The 18,848-nt window shown below is 51.0% G+C and carries 17 protein-coding genes and 1 pseudogene; 14 read left to right on the forward strand and 4 right to left on the reverse strand.

What is annotated here, in order from left to right; translation table 11 throughout:
* Positions 1-31: 31 nt before the first annotated feature.
* Positions 32-1,165 (reverse strand): tRNA-queuosine alpha-mannosyltransferase domain-containing protein, encoded by a 1,134-nt coding sequence (locus tag ACOQPU_RS24630; RefSeq protein ID WP_420642481.1) that lies wholly within the window; start codon positions 1,163-1,165, stop codon positions 32-34.
* Between the two features lie 348 nt (positions 1,166-1,513).
* On the opposite strand from ACOQPU_RS24630, the gene iscX reads away from it, so the two are divergent.
* The 9 genes and pseudogenes from iscX (at position 1,514) to glp (ending at position 9,262) form a co-directional block, all read left to right on the forward strand.
* Entirely contained in the window at positions 1,514-1,735 is a 222-nt protein-coding gene (iscX, locus tag ACOQPU_RS24635) for a Fe-S cluster assembly protein IscX (RefSeq protein WP_420642482.1), read from the forward strand.
* Positions 1,732-2,424, forward strand: coding sequence for an NADH-quinone oxidoreductase subunit B (locus ACOQPU_RS24640; protein ID WP_420642483.1), 693 nt, complete (start codon positions 1,732-1,734; stop codon positions 2,422-2,424). The genes iscX and ACOQPU_RS24640 overlap by 4 nt, the downstream gene beginning before the upstream one ends.
* A gap of 176 nt (positions 2,425-2,600) precedes the next feature.
* Positions 2,601-2,888: pseudogene (locus tag ACOQPU_RS24645) on the forward strand (NADH-quinone oxidoreductase subunit C); the annotation flags it as partial.
* Between the two features lie 255 nt (positions 2,889-3,143).
* On the forward strand, positions 3,144-4,277 hold the full coding sequence (locus tag ACOQPU_RS24650; protein WP_420645870.1) for an NADH-quinone oxidoreductase subunit D: 1,134 nt from the start codon (positions 3,144-3,146) through the stop codon (positions 4,275-4,277).
* 98 nt (positions 4,278-4,375) lie between these two features.
* Positions 4,376-5,071: a 4Fe-4S binding protein gene (locus ACOQPU_RS24655; RefSeq protein ID WP_420642484.1), complete on the forward strand. Its 696-nt coding sequence runs from the start codon at positions 4,376-4,378 to the stop codon at positions 5,069-5,071.
* Positions 5,072-5,165: 94 nt separating this feature from the next.
* A complete protein-coding gene (locus ACOQPU_RS24660) occupies positions 5,166-6,239 on the forward strand; it encodes an Mrp/NBP35 family ATP-binding protein (protein ID WP_420642485.1) in 1,074 nt (357 codons plus the stop codon).
* 181 nt (positions 6,240-6,420) lie between these two features.
* Positions 6,421-7,368 carry a PSP1 domain-containing protein gene (locus tag ACOQPU_RS24665; protein ID WP_420642486.1) on the forward strand — a complete coding sequence of 316 codons (948 nt, stop codon included), beginning with the start codon at positions 6,421-6,423 and terminating at the stop codon, positions 7,366-7,368.
* A complete protein-coding gene (locus ACOQPU_RS24670; RefSeq protein ID WP_420642487.1) occupies positions 7,361-7,966 on the forward strand; it encodes an HDIG domain-containing metalloprotein in 606 nt (201 codons plus the stop codon). Before ACOQPU_RS24665 ends, ACOQPU_RS24670 begins: the two co-directional genes overlap by 8 nt.
* A 24-nt stretch (positions 7,967-7,990) precedes the next feature.
* Positions 7,991-9,262, forward strand: coding sequence for a gephyrin-like molybdotransferase Glp (glp, locus tag ACOQPU_RS24675; protein WP_420642488.1), 1,272 nt, complete (start codon positions 7,991-7,993; stop codon positions 9,260-9,262).
* A 101-nt stretch (positions 9,263-9,363) separates the two neighbouring features.
* Here the strand turns inward: glp and ACOQPU_RS24680 are convergent, their stop codons facing one another.
* The 3 genes from ACOQPU_RS24680 to murJ form a co-directional block, all read right to left on the reverse strand.
* Positions 9,364-10,143 carry a S1 RNA-binding domain-containing protein gene (locus ACOQPU_RS24680; protein ID WP_420642489.1) on the reverse strand — a complete coding sequence of 260 codons (780 nt, stop codon included), beginning with the start codon at positions 10,141-10,143 and terminating at the stop codon, positions 9,364-9,366.
* Positions 10,144-10,375: 232 nt separating this feature from the next.
* On the reverse strand, positions 10,376-11,443 hold the full coding sequence (recA, locus tag ACOQPU_RS24685) for a recombinase RecA (RefSeq protein WP_420642490.1): 1,068 nt from the start codon (positions 11,441-11,443) through the stop codon (positions 10,376-10,378).
* Between the two features lie 201 nt (positions 11,444-11,644).
* Positions 11,645-13,159, reverse strand: a complete 1,515-nt coding sequence (gene murJ / locus ACOQPU_RS24690) for a murein biosynthesis integral membrane protein MurJ (protein WP_420642491.1) — start codon at positions 13,157-13,159, stop codon at positions 11,645-11,647.
* 68 nt (positions 13,160-13,227) lie between these two features.
* On the opposite strand from murJ, the gene ACOQPU_RS24695 reads away from it, so the two are divergent.
* The 5 genes from ACOQPU_RS24695 (at position 13,228) to ACOQPU_RS24715 (ending at position 18,835) form a co-directional block, all read left to right on the forward strand.
* On the forward strand, positions 13,228-14,337 hold the full coding sequence (locus tag ACOQPU_RS24695; RefSeq protein ID WP_420642492.1) for a glycosyltransferase: 1,110 nt from the start codon (positions 13,228-13,230) through the stop codon (positions 14,335-14,337).
* Positions 14,338-14,360: 23 nt separating this feature from the next.
* Positions 14,361-16,889, forward strand: a complete 2,529-nt coding sequence (locus ACOQPU_RS24700) for a hypothetical protein (protein WP_420642493.1) — start codon at positions 14,361-14,363, stop codon at positions 16,887-16,889.
* A gap of 122 nt (positions 16,890-17,011) precedes the next feature.
* Complete coding sequence (locus tag ACOQPU_RS24705) at positions 17,012-17,761, forward strand: peptidylprolyl isomerase (protein ID WP_420642494.1); 750 nt, start codon at positions 17,012-17,014, stop codon at positions 17,759-17,761.
* Between the two features lie 6 nt (positions 17,762-17,767).
* The gene (locus tag ACOQPU_RS24710) at positions 17,768-18,391 is read left to right on the forward strand and encodes a class I SAM-dependent methyltransferase (RefSeq protein WP_420642495.1); all 624 of its coding nucleotides are present in this window, start codon (positions 17,768-17,770) and stop codon (positions 18,389-18,391) included.
* A gap of 81 nt (positions 18,392-18,472) precedes the next feature.
* Entirely contained in the window at positions 18,473-18,835 is a 363-nt protein-coding gene (locus ACOQPU_RS24715) for a YbaN family protein (RefSeq protein ID WP_420642496.1), read from the forward strand.
* Positions 18,836-18,848: the final 13 nt, after the last annotated feature.

The raw sequence follows: 18,848 nt of genomic DNA on the forward strand, positions 1-18,848 counted from the left end.
CGGCGTTTTACTGGTTTTCTTTGGCCAATTGTCACTTGTTTTGGCAAAGATTTAACATAACCTGATCGTAGATGGGACTCATGCGTTGCCAAGAGAATTTGGAAACGGCCGTTGCCAATGCTCCCGCCATATTTTGCACCTCGTCACGATGGGTTAACGCCCACGTCAATTTAGCAATCAACGCCTCTTGGGTGTCGTACAAACAAGCGTCGTGAAACTCTCTTGGCAATAGCTCTGGGTAGCTCAAACGATTGGGCAGCAGGGGAAACGTTTGGCAATGAATTGCTTCCAGAATGCTGATGCCAAAAAATTCATGGTGGGCCGTAGATATGGTGAGGTCAGCTTGCCAAAGCAGCTTGCGGTACGTGGCAAAATCGGCGTGGCCCACGTGCACAATTCGGCTATCGAGTTTTTCGATGGCCTCTTTGAAGACGGACGGCCGTTTGCCATATTGCTGCCCACACAAAGCAAGCTCAAATGGATGGCCTGCTTCTGCCACGGTGTACAAAGCCGCAAAAAAGGCCTCAGGGTTTTTGTCGTATTCCCAACGCTGGTTCCACAAAATAAGCGGCACCCTGTTTTGGGTTGGCTCAACGCTGCTGTTGGCCAATGGGCCAAACTGTACCCCCACAGGCAGCAATTCGCTTTTTTGGCTCAATATGTCGATAGCGTTCAGCTCGTTGTATTCAGGAAAATGCTTTAAGAATTTGGGTAGTGCGGCAAAAAAGCTCTCTAGGTGGTAATTGGAGTTGAAAAATACGCGGTCGGCGGCCAACATTGAGGCAACATTAATGAAGGCATAATGATGATCCCGCTCGCCTAGCTGGCGGCGCATGGGGCCAGTACGGCCGTCTTGTGGTAAGGGGTAAGTGAGCTGATTTTCATGCATGTAAACGGCCGTTGGCACATGGGCTGTCTGTTTACGAGACAATGCCAGGAACGTGGTCAAGTCCAGCATGTCGGTGGCTAGAATCACATCTGGCTGGCTCTTTTGTGCCAAAAAACGACGCGCCAGCGTAATGGCTCCGCCGTGCATGCGCCACTTCCAAAATCGGTCTGGCAGCGTGTGCAGGGTGATGTTGTGCCGACTACTGTGCTGCCAACCTTCGGCCCACGCTTTGTGACTGCCGCCATGATAAGGGGAAATCAGATCGATACGTACCATAATTTTTGACAACTTTCCGTGCCAAAGATACACTAATTGTGAAAAATGTCATCAATTAACTCGCCCCAAGAATGACATTGTAATATACTTGAAATTGGCAAAATAAAGACAGAAGTTGGGAAAAACAAACACCAATTTTGTTTTTTATTTAAAACGAAAAATTTCCCTGTAAGTGGAGAACGAAAAGTAGCTTTAAAGCAAGTTGGCAAAGAACTTTCGCTCTCCTTAAAGTAAATCACGATTCACGCATGTGTTTTTAAAGAACCTTCCGTGATTTACTTAAACGGCCGTTGCAAAACCAAATTTGCGGCCAGGGATGATCAAAATCTCCAGACAGGTAACCACTTGGTGAGTCAACAACCGCACCAACTGTATTGGGAGTCTACTTATGCCATTACCGTGGCATTAATGACCCACTACCCGGCGCGCAACCCTGAAGACGTTGGTCTGCAAGAGCTGGCAAAGCTCGTAGAATCGCTTCCCGGTTTTGACGACGATCCAAGCATGGTAACCGAACGCATTTTGCTAGATATTCAAACCGTCTGGTATGAGGAGGCAACCAATCTATGACTGCTGAAAATCCAGCCGCTGGTTCACCCGACATTGTTGTTCCCGATGAACTGAGTAACAACGTCGTCATTACCAACATTGCCAAATTGCTGGACCCTGTTTACAACTGGGGCCGCCGAAACTCCGTGTGGCCAATGGTCTTTGGCCTGGCTTGTTGTGCGATTGAGATGATCTGCACGGCAGCAAGCCGCTACGACTTAGCTCGGTTTGGTATGGAAGTGTTCCGCGCTACGCCGCGCCAATCTGATCTTATGATTGTCTCCGGCACGGTGACAAAGAAAATGGTGCCGACCATCGTTCGCTTGTACAATCAGATGCCAGAACCGCGCTATGTACTCAGCATGGGGGCTTGCGCCTCCGGTGGTGGCCCTTTCAAAGAAGGGTACAATGTTGTAGATGGCATTGATAAATTCATTCCGGTGGATGTGTACGTGCCCGGTTGTCCACCTACCCCCCAAGCACTCATCAATGGGTTGATTGCCCTCCAAGAGAAAATTGATCAACAGTCGATTGCCACGGTGCCCTGGTACCGTAAAGATGATCCCACGACAGAATTAGTGCCAGTGCCGGTGCTAGGCCCTGACCTGGTTGATTTGCGCCAACTAGACATTATCAAGGCAGAGGCCACCAAGGCAAACGAAGCAGCGGCAGTTGAAGCTGCTGAAGCAGAAGCCGAACCGGCTGCATAATCTACAGCATAAACAATTTAGAAGGATTTCCCATGAGTGAAATGATTCTCGATGACCAACCACAAGATGACGGAACGGCCGTAGACCAAAATCCGGTAGAACGGGCCGCTGCTCTGTTGAAAGAACGCTTCCCTGATGCCGTTACCGATGATACCCGCGATGGTTACAGTGGCCTCATGGTTTCTGCCGACAAATTGGTAGAGGTTGCCACAGCTTTGCGCGACGACATTGGCTTTGATTATCTAAGCAGTGTTACAGGTGTTGACCAAATTAACGACAACAAATTGGAAGTTGTCTACCACACCTATAGCATCGACCAGGGCGGCAGCGGCCTGGTTTTGCACGTGCAGGTAGACCGGGATGAGCCTGTTGTGCCTTCTCTGACCCCGATTTGGCCTGGTGCAGATTTTCAGGAGCGTGAGGCTTGGGATTTGTTGGGCATTCGTTTTGAAGGTCACCATGACTTGCGCCGAATCCTCACCTGGGATGGCTTCGATGGTCATCCGCTGCGTAAAGATTGGAAAGAGGTGTTCTTTGAAGAAGAACATAAGCCCTTTGGCAGCCGTTGGCCCGCTGGTGAAGTGTTCCGTGCAGAAGAACGGACTCCCTACGGCAAAAATGTGCAATATCCCGCAGGCTGGTTGCCCACTGGCGATGAGTACGACGTAGAAACCGAAATGTACACGGGCATCACCTACACCCGTGATGAGCAGTCTGGCATGAAAACCGACAAGCTCACGGTCAACATGGGGCCGCAGCACCCATCAACGCATGGCGTGTTCCGCATGGTGGTTACGCTGGATGGTGAAACGGTGGTCGACCTCAAGCCGGTGATGGGTTACCTGCACCGCAACCACGAGAAAATCGGTGAGCGCAACACCTTCATCCAAAACATTCCCTACACGGATCGGCTCGATTACCTCAGCTCCATGAGCAATAATCATGGGTATGTGCTGGCCATTGAGAAGCTGTTGGGTTCAGAAGTACCGGAACGGGCTGAATGGATTCGCCTGCTCATGGTGGAGTTGACCCGCATTTGTAACCATTTGTGGGCACTCGGCTTTTTGCTGAACGATTTGGGTGCGCTACAAACGCCGATGCTTTACTTTTATTTGGAACGTGAGCTGATACTGGACTTCTTTGAAGCGGCTGCTGGTTCCCGCTTGTTGTGTAACTACATGCGCTTTGGTGGCGTGGCTTACGATTTGCCCGATTATGTACGCGACCAGGAGACCATTAGCTTTTTAGAAGAGCTGATTTATGAGCACATTCCTGCGATTTTAGATCAAGGGGATGGCTTGATGACGAACAATGAGATTGTGCGGGCGCGCAGCATTGGCGTGGGAGTGTTATCTCGTGAGGACGCGATTGGGTACAGTGCTGCAGGGCCAGTTTTGCGCGCCAGCGGTGTGAACTACGATGTGCGCCGGGCTGAGCCATACTCTTACTACGAAAGCCTCGATTTTGATATTCCGGTACGCTATAACGGCGATATTTATGATCGCTATCTGATTCGGATGGATGAGATGCGCCAAAGCCTGCGTATTTTGGAGCAGGTGTTGCCGCATATTAAAGTGACCAAAGGTGCGCCAATTATTGATGGCAAGCCGCAATATGCTATTCGGATGCCCAGTGCGGGTGAAGCATACGGCCGTGTGGAAAACCCCAAAGGTGAGCTAGGTTATTACGTCACTACTCGCCGCCGCGAATCAAACCCGGACCGGTACCACGTGCGCGCCCCATCTTTCATCAACTTGACACCGCTGGGCAAAATGTGCGAAGGGCATAAAGTTGCCGACGTTGTGGCTATTTTGGGCAGCATCGACATCGTTTTGGGTGAAGTTGACCGATAAGATTTATCCGCAGATTTCACAGATTTCGCAGATTTTCTCTGTGTATCTCTGTGGCTTCTCTGCGAAACTTTGTGTTCCTTTCTTTTTAAGGAGAAGCTATGTACGGACTTGGCATTTTGAAAGGTATGGCAATTACCATGAAGCATTTTGTGGATTCCTACCTGGACGACATTTTTTGGGCTGCACGTGGCGGCCGTTATTACAACGATGAGGCATTGAAAGTGCGGCAGGGGTTGAAAGGTAAAGGCGTAAAAACCGTCTTTTACCCTGAGGAAAAGCTGCCGGTACCAGAACGTTTCCGCTTTGTGCCTTTTTTGGTAACCGATGATCCACCACCTGGCCAGAGATGGGGCAAGGATTGGTGTACCTCCTGCGGAATTTGTGCCAAGGTGTGTCCCCCGCAATGTATTTGGATTGAGCGCGGTAAATTGCCAAACGGCCGTCCCAAGCCAGAACCCAACGAGTTTTATATAGACATAGACATCTGCATGAACTGCGGCTTTTGTGCAGAGTTTTGCCCGTTCGATGCCATTAAGCTGGATCATGATTACGAGCTGGCCAGCTACGACCGCACGACGGCGCACATTCATGACAAAGAGCGTCTGAGCAAGCCATTGAGCTACTGGCGTGAGATTGCCCCACAAAAAGCAGCAGCTGAAGCGGCCATTAGGGATCACGTAGACGAGCTAAAAGCCTGGAAGAAAGAATATGGCCGCGATGCCGATATGTCTACTGCGCCTAAACTGTCTGAAGAACATACCAAACAGCTTTACTATCGTGGAGAATATTACTAAATTCCCGTTGGTTAAAATTTATTGATTGTGTTGGGTTTGCGTATTTCATCCAAAAGGTGGGGTACGCAAACTTTTTTGTACATAAGGAGCAACGATGACAAAGCGTAATGAAAACGGGGGGGCTGTGACGGAAACGGCCGTTATGGCTGCCCTCTCGAATGTGATTGAACCGGAACTACACCGTGATCTCGTTTCCCTCAATATGATTCGCAATTTGCAAATTGAAGGGAGCGACGTCACGTTTACTATCATGCTCACCACACCCGCCTGCCCTCTCAAAGGCAAAATGGAAGCAGATTCGCGGGCTGCTTTGGCCAGCGTGCCAGGGATTGGCACAATTACCATTAATTGGGATGCTAACGTGCCCGCAGACCAGCGTATTAAAGATCAGCTTGGCCAATCCTTCCGAAACACCATTGCTGTATCTAGCGGTAAAGGTGGCGTTGGCAAATCCACCGTGGCTGTCAATTTGGCCATTGCATTGGCACAATCTGGTGCCAGTGTGGGTTTGCTGGATGCTGATATTTTGGGGCCAAATGTGCCCATGATGATGGGCGTTGAGCAAATGCCCCCCCCGCAAAACCGCAAAATGACTCCCGCGGAAAATTATGGTGTGAAGTTTATCTCCATGGCCTTTTTGGTGCAGCCAGACCAGCCTCTCATTTGGCGTGGGCCTATGCTGCATAGTGCCATTCGCCAACTCCTGACAGATGTCTCTTGGGGGGAACTGGATTATCTGATTGTGGATTTGCCGCCCGGCACTAGCGATGCACAGTTGACGCTGGCCCAGGTATTGCCGCTTTCTGGGACGATTGTGATTACTCAGCCTATGCAGGTAGCGGCTTCAGATGCGTTGCGCGGACTGAAGATGTTTGAGAAGCTGGAAGTTCCTATTTTGGGCGTGGTCGAAAATATGAGCGGCGAATTTTTTGGCACAGGTGCCGGGGAAAAGCTGGCCGCAGATTACGATACCGAATATTTGGGCAGCGTGCCAATGGATGCGAATGTGCGTTTGGGTGGAGACAGTGGAGAACCGATTGTAGTGGCCTATCCAGACTCTGCTGCGGCTAAAGCTGTACAAGAGATTGCGTCGAAGGTGGCCGCTCGCATTAGCGTGCTGACGTTGCAAAAATCTACCAACTTCATTCCAATCGAATTAGTTGGCTAGTTTGTTTCAAGATATCGTTATGAAGCCAGCTCCAGGTGAGGGGCTGGCTTTTTTGTTGAGATTTTGGCAAAAAACGGCCGTCTTATGGTAACATAAGCAAATCTTATAGAGCATTTCGCTGCCTGGTAGTTGGCAGCGTTACGTATGTGTAAAAAGTAGACCACTCTTGCGGAGCGAATAGATGACAACTGTAATGGCAGAGCGCACCCCCTTTGTAGGCGTGCGTTTTCAGAAGTTGGGGAAACTGTACCACTTTAGAATAGGCAAACAGCATACCGAGGTAGGAGCAGGCGATTACGTCATTGTAGAAACAAAACGTGGACGGCAGCTTGGCCAGGTTATCAGCTTCATTAATCCAGATGATGTGCATCGGCAGCGTGGGATGCGCACCATTGAGCGGAAAGCCAATCCGCGCGATATGGTGATGAGGCAAGTTTGGGAAACAAAAGAACTTGATGCCCTCATTAGCTGCCGAGAAAAGGCTGCATCGCTCAAAATACGAGACGCCAAATTTGTGAAGGCTGAATACAGCTTTGACGGTTCCTGGCTAACGTTCCATTACACGACCGAAAACAAAAAGCTGGACGTTGGCAAGTTGCAGCACCAATTGGGTAGACAGTTCCGCACCAAAGTTGAGATGCGCTTGATTGGGCCGCGTGATGTGGCCAAGATTATGGGTGGCTATGGGGCCTGTGGCGCACCCCGCTGCTGTTCAACATTCCTTACAGAATTTAGCCCTATTTCGATTCGCATGGCCAAGGCGCAGGGCATTTCGCTTAGCCCCCAGGAGATTACAGGCATGTGCGGCCGTTTGCGGTGCTGCTTGGTGTACGAGTACCAGCAATACGTAGAGGCTCGCAAAACGCTGCCCAAGCCGGGCAAACGGGTTGGCACGCCTCACGGCGAGGGCAAAGTGCGAGATGTGCGCGTTCTGCGTGATTCCGTGTTGGTGCATGTTAATGGTGAGTATCATGAGGTGTTCCGCCATGAGCTGGAGCCTTTGGAAGAGCTGGAAGCGTTAAAGAAAAAAGCCGAAGCTGGTTGCTCCAAGCATGAGGGTGGGGGCTGCGACTGTGGGGCCAAACGGGGCGACGCCAATAAATCTGAGCAGGATAATAAAAGTGCCTGATCGATCTGACGCTTGGGATTTGGTCCGTGAATTTGTGCAGGATGGCGGGTTGCGCCGACATATGCTGGCCGTGAGTGCAGCAATGGGTTGGTATGCCCATGCGTTGGGTGAAGATGTGGCATATTGGGAGACGGTTGGCTTACTGCACGATTTTGATTGGGAGGTTCATCCTGATCTAGATCGCCATCCCGTTGCGGGTGCCAAAATTTTGCGTGAGCGGGGCTGGGATGAAGAGACAGTTCGCGTGATTTTGTCCCATTATACGGCTGGAACTGGCGTGCCTCGTGAGAAACCAATTGATTTTGCGCTGTTGGCCTGTGACGAGATTACGGGTTTGGTGATTGCCACGACGTTGGTACGGCCGTCTAAAAATATCGCTGAAGTCAAACTAAAATCAATCCGTAAAAAGTGGAAGAATACACGATTTGCTGCCGGTGTGGACCGTGAGCATGTAGAAGAAGTGACTGCTGATTTCAGCCGGGAATGCTTTGCGGGCGCATTGGATTTATGGACGCATATTGGGAATGTGCTGGTGGCAATGCAAGGTGCAGCCGATGATTTAGAGTTGGACGGCCGTTTAGCAACCGCAGAAGCATAAAATATAGCTTTCCTGGATATCCCCATGAGTGATGCAGAATATTTGACCGTAGAAGAGGCATTAACGGCCGTTTTATCTGGCGTGTCTGTGCTTGCAGCAGAGCAGGTGCCGCTGCTAGACGCGCTTGGCTGCGTGTTGGCTGAGGACGTGGTGGCAAAAGACAGCTTGCCGCCTTTTGCCAACTCTTCAATGGATGGGTACGCTTTGGTAGCGTCTGATCTGGCCCGTGCGACAACAGAAAATCCGGCGACGTTGCGCGTGGTAGGGGATGTTGCTGCTGGTACGGTGTTAGAGGTAACCATTAAGTCAGGAACGGCCGTACGCATCATGACCGGTGCCCCGCTACCGCCCGGTGCAGATGCTGTTGTCCCTGTAGAGGATACCAATGAGGCGTGGCGTGACCGCGAACGGCCGTTGCCTGAGCAAATACAGGTGACCCGTTCCGTGAAGCCGGGTGATTACATTCGTCATCCAGGTGAGGACATTGAGGCAGGACAAACAATTTTGCGCGAGGGGCATATTTTGCGGCCACAAGAGGTTGGCGTCCTGGCTTCACTTGGCGTTAGCCAAATTTCTGTCATTCGGCGGCCCAAAGTTGCTATTATAGCCACCGGCGATGAGCTGCTTGAAGTTGATCAGCCACTGCAACCGGGCAAAATCCGCAACAGCAATGGATACACTCAGGCGGCGCAAATCATCGCTTTAGGGGCAGAGCCTGTCCAGTTGGGCATTGCTGGGGACACGGAAACGGCCGTGCGCCAAAAGTTGCAGGCTGGCCTCGATGCAAACGTTGATCTGTTCATTAGCTCTGCTGGGGTTTCAGTGGGAGCCTACGATGTGGTAAAAGCGGTTTTGGAAGCAGAAGGCAATGTGGGCTTCTGGCGCGTGCGTATGCGCCCCGGAAAACCACTTGCTTATGGCACGTACCATGGCGTTCCCTATCTGGGGCTGCCCGGCAATCCCGTCTCGGCAATGGTTTCTTTCGAGCGCTTTGCCCGTGCTGCCATTCGCAAGATGGCTGGCCACACCCAGCTAGAGCGGCCTACAATTCCAGTAACCGTGCAAAATGAGATTCACTCAGACGGCCGTGAGAGTTATATTCGTGCTTCTGTTGCGCCTGCTGATGAGGGGGTGGGGTATACGGCCGTTCTCACAGGCGATCAAGGCTCTCACATTTTAACGTCGTTGGTAAAAGCTAACGCTTTGCTTATTGTGTCGGAAGGCGTGAAAAAAGTTCCCGCTGGTAGCCAGCTAAATGCCTGGATGATTGATTGGCCTGAGACAGTCTTCCTGTAAAAAACTGTGTTCGCGCTGGATTGAAACAAAAACTGATTTTTGCCAATACAATCAGTTTGACCCAAAAATAAAGCCCCGATTATTGTCGGGGCTTTTAATTTTTAGCCGTTGTGCTGGGCGTGCAAAGTGCGGCTGAGAATATCTTCCTGTTGTTCTCTACGCTTACCGCGTCTGCGTTTTTTCTTGCCACCCTGCTTTTTAATGCGAACAGGCATGTCATCCCCCATTGCTTGGCGCAAAGCTAGCTCCATAGCAGTGGGCATATCTTCTTCAATATCATCTTCAAATTGGTGAACTTCTTCTGGGGTTGCTTCGTTCGTTGCCCCTTCCGGTTTTTCAAGCAAATTTTTGATGCTCAGATCGATGCGGCGTTTGCGTTTGCTAAATCCCAACACCTGGACTTGAACTTCATCACCAACCGTTAATACTTCTGATGGGTGCTTGACATAATTGTGGCTCAATTCACTGATGTGAACCAACCCTTCGCGCTCTGCACCAATATCTATAAAGGCACCGAAATTTTCCAGCCGCTTCACAGAACCACCATAAACTTGGCCTTTATCAAGCTCGCTCCACTCAACATCCAATGGTGGGATCATCGTAACCATTACCTGATCACGCTGTGCATCAACTTTATCCACCCAAACTGAAACTTCATCACCAACGTTTAATACATCAGCAACGCGATTCACATGTTCTTTACCCATCTGGGAGATGTGGATGAGAGCATTTGTACCAATGCCCAGGTCTATAAAAGCACCATATAGCTCCAACCGATTGACGGTGCCCTTGAGTTGCATTTTTGGTTTGAGATCGTTGATGCTGGTTGGCGTGACCTCTGGAGCAGCGGACTCCGTTGTTTCCGTGATTTCTTCACTCATGACAAGATTCTCCTACGCAAAGAAAGGCAACCTGCCAACCCTGCGTTTTGTAATGTTAAATTTTTCGTAGGTCGTTGGGGACAAAACACAGCAATTTTGTAGAGTTATGCCCAAAAATGTGCCTCGATCAATTATAGCAAGCCTCTATGCCCTGTCAAAAAGAGGAAAAAGAAAAAAGCCCTGATGAGTGGCTCATTCAGGGCTTTAGAGTGGTACACGTATCAGTAACGCTTTAGAAGACGGCATCCTCTGCTACAGCACCATTTTGTGGTTCCACGCCTTCAAATTCGGTCGTTGGTAGACCTGCTTCACGCCGGATGAGATACTCTAGCTCATCCAGAATTTCGGGATTTTCTGCCAAAAAGACTTTGGCGTTTTCGCGGCCTTGCCCCAAGAGCGTATCGCCATAGCGGAAGTAAGCGCCTCGTTTGTCCACCAAATTAAATTCAACAGATAAATCAAGCACATCGCCTGTAAAAGAGATGCCTTCGTTATACATGATGTCAAATTCGGATTCGGTGAATGGGGCGGCTACTTTGTTTTTCTTTACTTTTACGCGAGTACGGTTGCCGATCACGTCGCTGCCAGCCTTGATGGCCTGTATGCGGCGAATATCTAGTCGCACAGAGGCGTAGAACTTCAGGGCGTTACCGCCGCTGGTGGTTTCCGGGCTGCCAAACATCACGCCAATTTTGGAGCGCAGCTGGTTTGTGAAAATAACGATGGTGTTGGTTTGCTTAATAACGCCAGAGAGTTTGCGCAAGGCTTGGGACATGAGACGCGCTTGCAGGCCGACGTGGGCATCGCCCATTTCGCCTTCAATTTCGGCGCGGGGGACAAGGGCGGCTACGGAGTCTACAACCACTACGTCCATTGTGCCGGAGCGAATGAGTGCCTCGGCAATTTCCAGGGCTTGCTCACCAGTATCTGGCTGCGACACGTACAGATCATCAATGTTGACGCCAATTTTGGCGGCGTAGTTGGGATCAAGGGCGTGTTCCATATCGACAAAGGCACAGATGCCGCCCCGCCGTTGGGCTTCAGCAATGACGTGCTGGCAAAGGGTGGTTTTGCCAGAGGATTCTGGGCCATAAATTTCGATGACGCGACCACGAGGCAGCCCGCCAACGCCGAGGGCAATGTCTAGCGACAGGGAACCAGTGGGTATGGTTTCTACCTGCAAGCTGTGGGCTTCACCCAAGCGCATGATGGTGCCTTCGCCAAACCGTTTGGTGATGGAGTCGAGGGTTTTTTCCAGGGTACTGGTACGGCCGTCTCCATTTGCTGATTTTTTCGCCATGAGAAATCTCCTTTTGTTCCCAATGCAGCGTTAAAGATAGCTGCCAACAATGGTTGGCAGGGGAAAGACTGCATTGGCCTATAGATGAAGTTGGGGTGTAACGTTGTGCATTTTAGCACGAACGTTCTAATCCGTCAAGATCGAACTTGTTTATTTGAACAACTGTTCAAATTATTGGTTTTGATGAGGCGCAAGCCAAAATTAAGCGGGTCGTTTGCGGATGAGCCGGAGCAAAGCGGGAATCTCTTGGCCGCCTAGCAGCCAATTGATAGCGATGTAGCTTACCAAACCAACTGAGCCGGCAACAGCTAAAAAGAGAAACGTACTGGTGATAAATTGCTGAATGACGAGGATAAGAAGGGTAAGCACGGCCGTTCCTGCCAATGCTCTTGCTAATACTGGGTAGAGCGGCCGTATTTCCAGCTTGTTGAGCCAAAACAAAACGGCCGAGAGTAAGGTAAACGCCACTGTGCTGGCCAGTGCCAAACCAACAACCCCCATGCTGCCCACAAAGGTATAGGCCAGGACCACATTCACTACCAGCCAGCCAAGATAGGCAAACATGGGCGTGCGGGTATCATGTTGGGCATAAAAAAGGCGGGCGACAATTTCGAGGGTGGCTTCGCTGACCAAGCGAATGCTGAAAGCTAGCAGGACGCTGTACACTAGTCGTGTAGAGTCCGCATCAAAAACTTCCCCTTCCAGCAAAAAGGCAATGGCTGGCTCCCCAAGTAACACCATGAGAGCCGCCGCTGGGATGGTAAGCGTCCAAATGATGCTAAGGGCATTAACGGCCGTTTTCCGCATTTGCTGAATCTGTCCTGAGTTGAACAGCTCTGCCAGCGTAGGGAAAATGACCAGGGCAATGGCCGTGCCAAATAACGTTTCTGGAAGCTGCATAAGCGCGTAGCCGTAAAAGTAGCCAGAGGTACTGCCCTCGGCCAGGCTAGACGTAAGGCGAATAATGAACAGATCGGCTAACTGTACGGTGCCAAGCGTGACGATGCGCGGCCCCATCAGCCGCACAATCTCACCCACGCCGCTGAGCCGCCACTGGAACGCGGGCCAATAGCCAATGCGGTATTTTATGAGCGCGGGTACCTGAATGAGAATATGCAGAACGCCGCCAACCACGGTTCCCCAAGCCAAGCCCACAATGCCTAGCTGGGGCACAAATAGGTACAGTCCCACCACATACCCTATGTCCAAGGCCAGTGGAGCCAGAGCAGGCAGAGCAAAATGTTGATGGGCGTTTAACATGCTGCTAAGCACGCCGCTGATGCCAAAAATTGTCGTTTGGATAAGGATGATGCGCATGATGTCGGCAGTGAGCTGCTGGAGTTCTGGGGAGAAGTCTGGCACCAGCACCACTCGGGTGAGCCACGGCGCAATCACAGCCCCAAAAGCCGAAACCAATCCCAACAGTAAAATAACCAATGTTAGAATGGTGTTGCCGAGGGAAACGGCCGTTTCCCGTGTATCATTGTTGAGCGTGTTTGAGTAAACAGGGATGAATGCTGCCGCCAAGGAGCCGCCAGCAATTAGCACAAAAAAAAGCTCTGGCAGCTGATTAGCGGCCGTAAACGCATCGTAATCTGGCGAGGTGCCAAACGCGCCAGCCACAAGCTGAAGCCGAACCAAACCAGTGATCTTGCCTACTCCCAAAAAGAGGATGACCAGGACGGAAGATCGTAATAAATGACGGGCGCGATTCATGCGCGGATTGTATCGTTTCGCAGTTGAAGCGCAATTAGCTTGTCGACTCAGCCACAGGTTATAATGAAATGATGTTATCGATCGTTCATGTTTATAAGGATTATTGGCCGGTGCTTGGCGGCATTGAAAACCATATAAAAGATTTGGCGGAAGCTGAAGCGGCACAAGGTCATAGCGTGACGGTTTTGGTAACAAATCCAGGGGGACAAGCGGCGCGTGAACAAATCAACGGCGTTCAGGTGATTCGTGCAGCGCAGCTGGCGACAGTGGCCTCGACGCCGCTGAGCCTGACGCTGCCCTTGTGGCTGGCGCGACTGCGCCCAGATATTACGCACGTTCATTTTCCGTACCCGGTGGGAGAGTTGAGCCAATGGCTGCTGCGTTGGAAACGGCCGTACATCATTGCCTACCACAGCGATGTGGTGAAGCAGCAGACTATTTTGCGTTTTTACAATCCATTGCTGCGACGGATATTGGCTGGCGCGGCTGCCATTATTGCCGGGAGCGATAATTACGTGCAAAGCTCGCCATATTTACGGCCACTGTCACACAAATGTGCCATCGTTCCCTATGCGGTAGATTCTGAACGGTTTGCCGATGGGGAGCCACTGTTTCCGGCAGACGGCCGTTTCACCTTACTCTTTATGGGCAGGCATCGTTACTACAAGGGAGGGGATGACCTCATTCGGGCGATGGCGCAGTTGCCCCCCGAACTGCCCGTACGCCTTTTATTTGGTGGCGATGGCCCGCTGCGGCAAGAATGGGAATCATTAAGCTACAGCTTAGGTTTACAGGATAAAATCAGGTTTGTGGGGCATGTGAGTGATGATAACTTGCCCAATTTTTATGCCAGCGGTGACCTGTTTGTACTGCCAGCAAACAGTCGCGCGGAAGCGTTTGGCAAAGTGCTGCAAGAAGCGATGGCCGCCGGTCTGCCTTGCCTAACCACAGAATTAGGCAGCGGTACTTCCTTTGTCGTGCAGGATGGCGTGACGGGGCGCGTAATCTCCCCCCAGCAGCCCGTTGCGTTGGCGGCTGCCATCCAGGAGCTGGCTGCCCAGCCCCAGCTTTGCCAAAAAATGGGGCTGGCTGGGCAGGCGCGCGCCAGGCACGCATTCAGTTCGGCGCAAATGGTAAACAAAGTACAAGCGGTGTATTCGGCCGTTCTCAACAAATAAACCTCAGGTTTTAGGGTGAAGGCATGTCATTTGAATGGCAAACTGACGATGATCATAATTGGGAGGAGGAGCACCCACTCCCCAAACCATCCCCGCCCCAACGACGCTGGCGTTTTTTGCTGGTGGTGGCACTCGGCTTGTTGGGCGTCTGGCTATTGGTGCGGTGGCAAATTAACCAGCAGGTTAGCGAAGCAACCGTCTCAGTTGAGGCGGAAATTTTGGCCACGCACAACTTTGTCTTGCAAACGGCCGTTTCCCAAGATGAATCCCTCTTTCGCGCCAACTTATCCGGGCGGAATCCAGAGTGGACAGCGTTACAAAAGACGCTCCTCGCAGAAGATTTGCTGCTGGACCGCCCCATGCTTGGTTGGCAGCATGAAGCCAGCACGGAACGGCTAACGCCCGATGACGTGACGATTCTTATCGATCCCGATTTGCAAGGTGCCGTGCTGGCATATCCTCAAACGTATTCGGTGCAGGCCAGCGACGGGTTGACCGAGACAATTCGCTTGCAGCAAACGGCTGTTTACCGGCAAGGCACTAGTCGCTGGCTATACGCGCCGCCATTGGCTGATTTCTGGGGAGAGTGGCGCGTTTGGGAAGGGGAGCGCCTTAGCTTGGCCTACACTGCGCGGGAGGCGGAACTGGCCGAGCAGTTAGCCGCAGATTTAGACGGATTGCTGCAACAAATGTGTGATGAGCTGGCTGATTTGAACTGCGACGATGATATGCGCGTCAATTTGCGGTGGGCGACTGATCCAGACGTGTGGCTAGAAATCAACGATATTGAGACGATGCTGAAAACGGGTTTGCGCATTGAACTGCCTACACCTACCCTGGTTGGTTTACCAACGGACGATGCCAGTTACCAGGCTCTGTATCGTGCGTATGGGGTGCAAATGATGACGGCCGTATTGGCCCATCAAATTGATTACAATTGCTGTCGCCATGAGCTGTTCTTCCGGGCTTTGCGCGATTATCAATTGGCGCAGCTGGATTTGCAGCCTTGGCCGCTAACGACAGCAATGTACCGAAAAATGTTGGACGATGGTTTTGACGGCCATGTGATCAGCCATTGGACGCGCCGCTGGGAAGAAGCTCCGCCCCAATTTCTCCAGGTTTGGAACATTGAAGAGCCGGACCCCATTTGGCAGCAAGTGTACATGCTGGTTGAATTTTTAGTGACGGAGGAAACGGCCGTTTCCCCCACAGAGATGATGCGCCTGATGGACCGCAACAGCTACAACGGTTGGCTAGCTGATGTGTTACAAAGTAGTGCGAACCTGTTCCGCTTGGAACACCGCTTTCTGCTGTATATTAGCGAACAAACAACTGTCGAACAGCAGGTAACGTTGCCCATTCCCCTGCCAACAGGCAAAATCACGCTGGTTTGCCAAAGCTTTGGGAGCAACATCGTTAGCCATGTGTACGATTACAATTTGACCAGAAAGACCTGGATAGAACGGTTTCGGGGCGAATTTGAGAATATGTTTGTTTCTTCAATTGATGGCAAACAATTTGTTGCCAATGAGTCTAGTTCTAACTTTTTTGATAGGGAGCAACGACGCATTTTTTTGGTAACGGACAATGAAAGCGTGCTGATAGAAGAAATGGACTTCAACCCTCAGAACGAGCATTGGCTCAATTATAACTTTGCTGAGCAAACGGGCGAATATCTGGTTCGTTTTGAGACGATTGAGGGCGAAACTAATATGCAGTTGCTGCCTACAGCGTGTGCGGGTGGCGCTTGTGCTGGCGTCCCACTAGATGGCTATCCGCGTTTTTCTGCTAACAACGAATACCTGCTGGTAGAGGCATCACCCGGTGAACAAATTAACATTGACCCAGCTAGTTCTTATCAATATTTGCAAACCATTTATTTAATGACGCCTGATGGGCAGATGCGCCAGCAGGTGGGGGCGGGTGGCAACCCGTTTTGGGTTGACAATGAGACTTATGGATATGTACAGCAAGGTGAAGCAGGTGGTTGGGAAGTTGTAACGGCCGTTGTTAATCAAAGCGAGCCTCGATTGCTCATTACCCAGGCAGAACTTTTGTCTGGCATGTCTGCCGACGACCGCCCTGACGACTTGACCATCAACCAGATAGTCGCCAACCTCCACAGCCCGCAGGAACTGCTCTTGCAGCTAAATCATGAAGGCGATGCCAATCGATTTGGCACCGATATTCCCAGCTACCTTTTCACACTCAGGCTCACCAGCGATTTGTCTGCTGTTGACGAGGTGAAGCTGCTGCGAAGAGACGAGTTCACAGGCGTTTTGGTGCATTGGGGAGACGGCCGTACCATTGCTCATAGCGATTTCGGTTTTCAAGGCCCAGGTGTAACCTGGCACTTCATTGATGCTGAAACTGGGCAAACCGAAGTATCGTTTACCAGTATTTACTACTTACCTGGGACCGATGACGGGCAATGGGTTGTTCAGTTAACAGAAAACTACTTGCTGCTTCGCGCTCTGGAGTATGATTATCAACAGTTCATTCCGCACACATTTGAAGGCTGTTACCAAGTGTTCTTGTCGGCTGAGGAATGAAGTGGATAATTTAGCTGATTGGTGATTAGTTGCTGGTAGCTGGTAAATTGTAAAAGCCATAAACGAACTATCCACCAACAAACTAGCCACTATCAACTACTTTCATAAGGAGAACCAAATTCATGGCAAAACAACGTCGAAGCACGCCATCCCGCGCCGCGCGGCGAGAGGCAGCAGCCAAGAAAAAAGCAGCCCATCGGCGGCTGTACATGACGATTGGCGGCGTGGTTGCTGTCCTATTTATTGCTTTGATTGCGTGGCAACTTTGGCCAGAACCGGAAGCAGAGCCAGCTGCGGAATCGGTCGCCGCCACAACTTTAGATGGAGAACGGCCGTTAGCCAATCTCACCCCTGCCGAACGCAACAACTACTTCAATGCCCCGCCAGAAATGATCATTGACACCAGCAAAACCTACGAAGCGATCATCGTGACCGAAAAAGGCGATATGCGCCTGCGCCTGTTTGACGATGAAGCTCCGATTACCGTGAATAATTTTGTCTTCTTAGCCAGCCAGGGCTTTTATGACGGCACGATTTTTCACCGCGTTTTGGAAGATTTCATGGCCCAGGCTGGTGATCCGACGGGGACGGGTCGCGGCGGCCCAGGCTACCAATTCCAGGATGAGTTTGACAACGATTTGGCCTTTGATCGACGGGGCTTGCTGGCCATGGCCAACGCGGGTCCTGGCACCAACGGTAGCCAATTTTTCATCACCTTCAATGCGGAAGGGTCTGCACATTTAACGGGCAGGCACACCATTTTTGGCGAAATTATTGAGGGCGATGACGTGCTGAGTGCCATTACGTTGCGCGATCCGGGTTCGGCCACGCCCGCAGATGTCATCGAGCGCATTGATATTGTGGAGCAATAACTGCCAGTGAGCGTTCAAAAAGGGTACGATTTGTGGTCAGCACAGTATGATGCCGACCCTAATCCTACTCGCGATTTAGATCGTGCTATTGTGTCCCAACTGTTGGGCGAGTTAAACGTTGAAACTATTTTGGAAGTTGGCTGTGGTACGGGGAAAAATACAGGTTTGCTGGCGGAAATTGGGGAATCAGTAACGGCCGTAGACTTCTCCCCTGGCATGTTGGCACAAGCCAAGGCAAAAATTACCGCTCCCAACGTTACTTTTCAGACCGCCGACATCACCCAACCATGGGTTACGCCAGCCCGTCATTTCGATTTGATCACTTTTAATCTCATTTTGGAGCATATCGAAGATTTGGATTTTGTTCTGGGGCAGGCTAGCCGCGCCTTAAAAGCGGGTGGGCAGCTGTTCATTTGCGAACTGCATCCTTTCAAGCAATATCTTGGCACCCAGGCACGCTTTACCCAAGATGAGCAAACGACGCTTATCCCTGCCTTCACACACCACATTTCCGACTATCTCTACGCTGCCCACCAGCATGGCCTGACATTACACGAACTGAAAGAGTGGTGGGATGAAGGTGACGTGGGTAAGCCCCCACGATTAATCTCGTTTCTGTTTGGTAAATAGCCAATTGTCACACCGTTTGTGTGACGAAATTATGACACAAATCTTTGCAAATCTGTGCAAAGTTGTGCTAATCTACCCATTATGAAGTTGTGGTTTGCATTGGGTACTTTTTTCTTGGGAGCTGCCGCCCTCGGCGTTGTTCTCCCCATCCTGCCGACGACCCCGCTTGTGTTGGTGGCTGCCGGATGCTTCGCTAAATCTTCCCCCAAAACGTACAATTGGCTGCTGGAAAGTGAACAATTTGGCCCCGCCATCAAAAATTGGGAAACGAACCGCTGCATCCCAATCAAAGCGAAATGGTTGGCGATTTCAATGATTGTTTTAGTGGGTGGTTCGTCTGTATTGTTTTTTGTGCCGGAGGGCTGGCCCAAATATGCTTCGCTGGCCCTGATGGCGTATGGTGTGTGGTTCGTACTGAGAGTGCCCACCTGTTCAGGTAAATAAACGGTGGGCACAC

This window comes from Candidatus Leptofilum sp., assembly GCF_965223285.1.
Taxonomy (GTDB): Bacteria; Chloroflexota; Anaerolineae; order Promineifilales; family Promineifilaceae; genus Leptofilum.

Coding starts and splice junctions, on each gene's coding strand:
- ACOQPU_RS24630 (WP_420642481.1), bottom strand. CDS start 1,165: ATGGTACGTATCGATCTGATTTCCCCTTATCATGGCGGCAGTCACAAA.
- ACOQPU_RS24640 (WP_420642483.1), top strand. CDS start 1,732: ATGACTGCTGAAAATCCAGCCGCTGGTTCACCCGACATTGTTGTTCCC.
- ACOQPU_RS24650 (WP_420645870.1), top strand. CDS start 3,144: ATGAAAACCGACAAGCTCACGGTCAACATGGGGCCGCAGCACCCATCA.
- ACOQPU_RS24655 (WP_420642484.1), top strand. CDS start 4,376: ATGTACGGACTTGGCATTTTGAAAGGTATGGCAATTACCATGAAGCAT.
- ACOQPU_RS24660 (WP_420642485.1), top strand. CDS start 5,166: ATGACAAAGCGTAATGAAAACGGGGGGGCTGTGACGGAAACGGCCGTT.
- ACOQPU_RS24665 (WP_420642486.1), top strand. CDS start 6,421: ATGACAACTGTAATGGCAGAGCGCACCCCCTTTGTAGGCGTGCGTTTT.
- glp (WP_420642488.1), top strand. CDS start 7,991: ATGAGTGATGCAGAATATTTGACCGTAGAAGAGGCATTAACGGCCGTT.
- ACOQPU_RS24680 (WP_420642489.1), bottom strand. CDS start 10,143: ATGAGTGAAGAAATCACGGAAACAACGGAGTCCGCTGCTCCAGAGGTC.
- recA (WP_420642490.1), bottom strand. CDS start 11,443: ATGGCGAAAAAATCAGCAAATGGAGACGGCCGTACCAGTACCCTGGAA.
- murJ (WP_420642491.1), bottom strand. CDS start 13,159: ATGAATCGCGCCCGTCATTTATTACGATCTTCCGTCCTGGTCATCCTC.
- ACOQPU_RS24695 (WP_420642492.1), top strand. CDS start 13,228: ATGATGTTATCGATCGTTCATGTTTATAAGGATTATTGGCCGGTGCTT.
- ACOQPU_RS24700 (WP_420642493.1), top strand. CDS start 14,361: ATGTCATTTGAATGGCAAACTGACGATGATCATAATTGGGAGGAGGAG.
- ACOQPU_RS24705 (WP_420642494.1), top strand. CDS start 17,012: ATGGCAAAACAACGTCGAAGCACGCCATCCCGCGCCGCGCGGCGAGAG.
- ACOQPU_RS24715 (WP_420642496.1), top strand. CDS start 18,473: ATGAAGTTGTGGTTTGCATTGGGTACTTTTTTCTTGGGAGCTGCCGCC.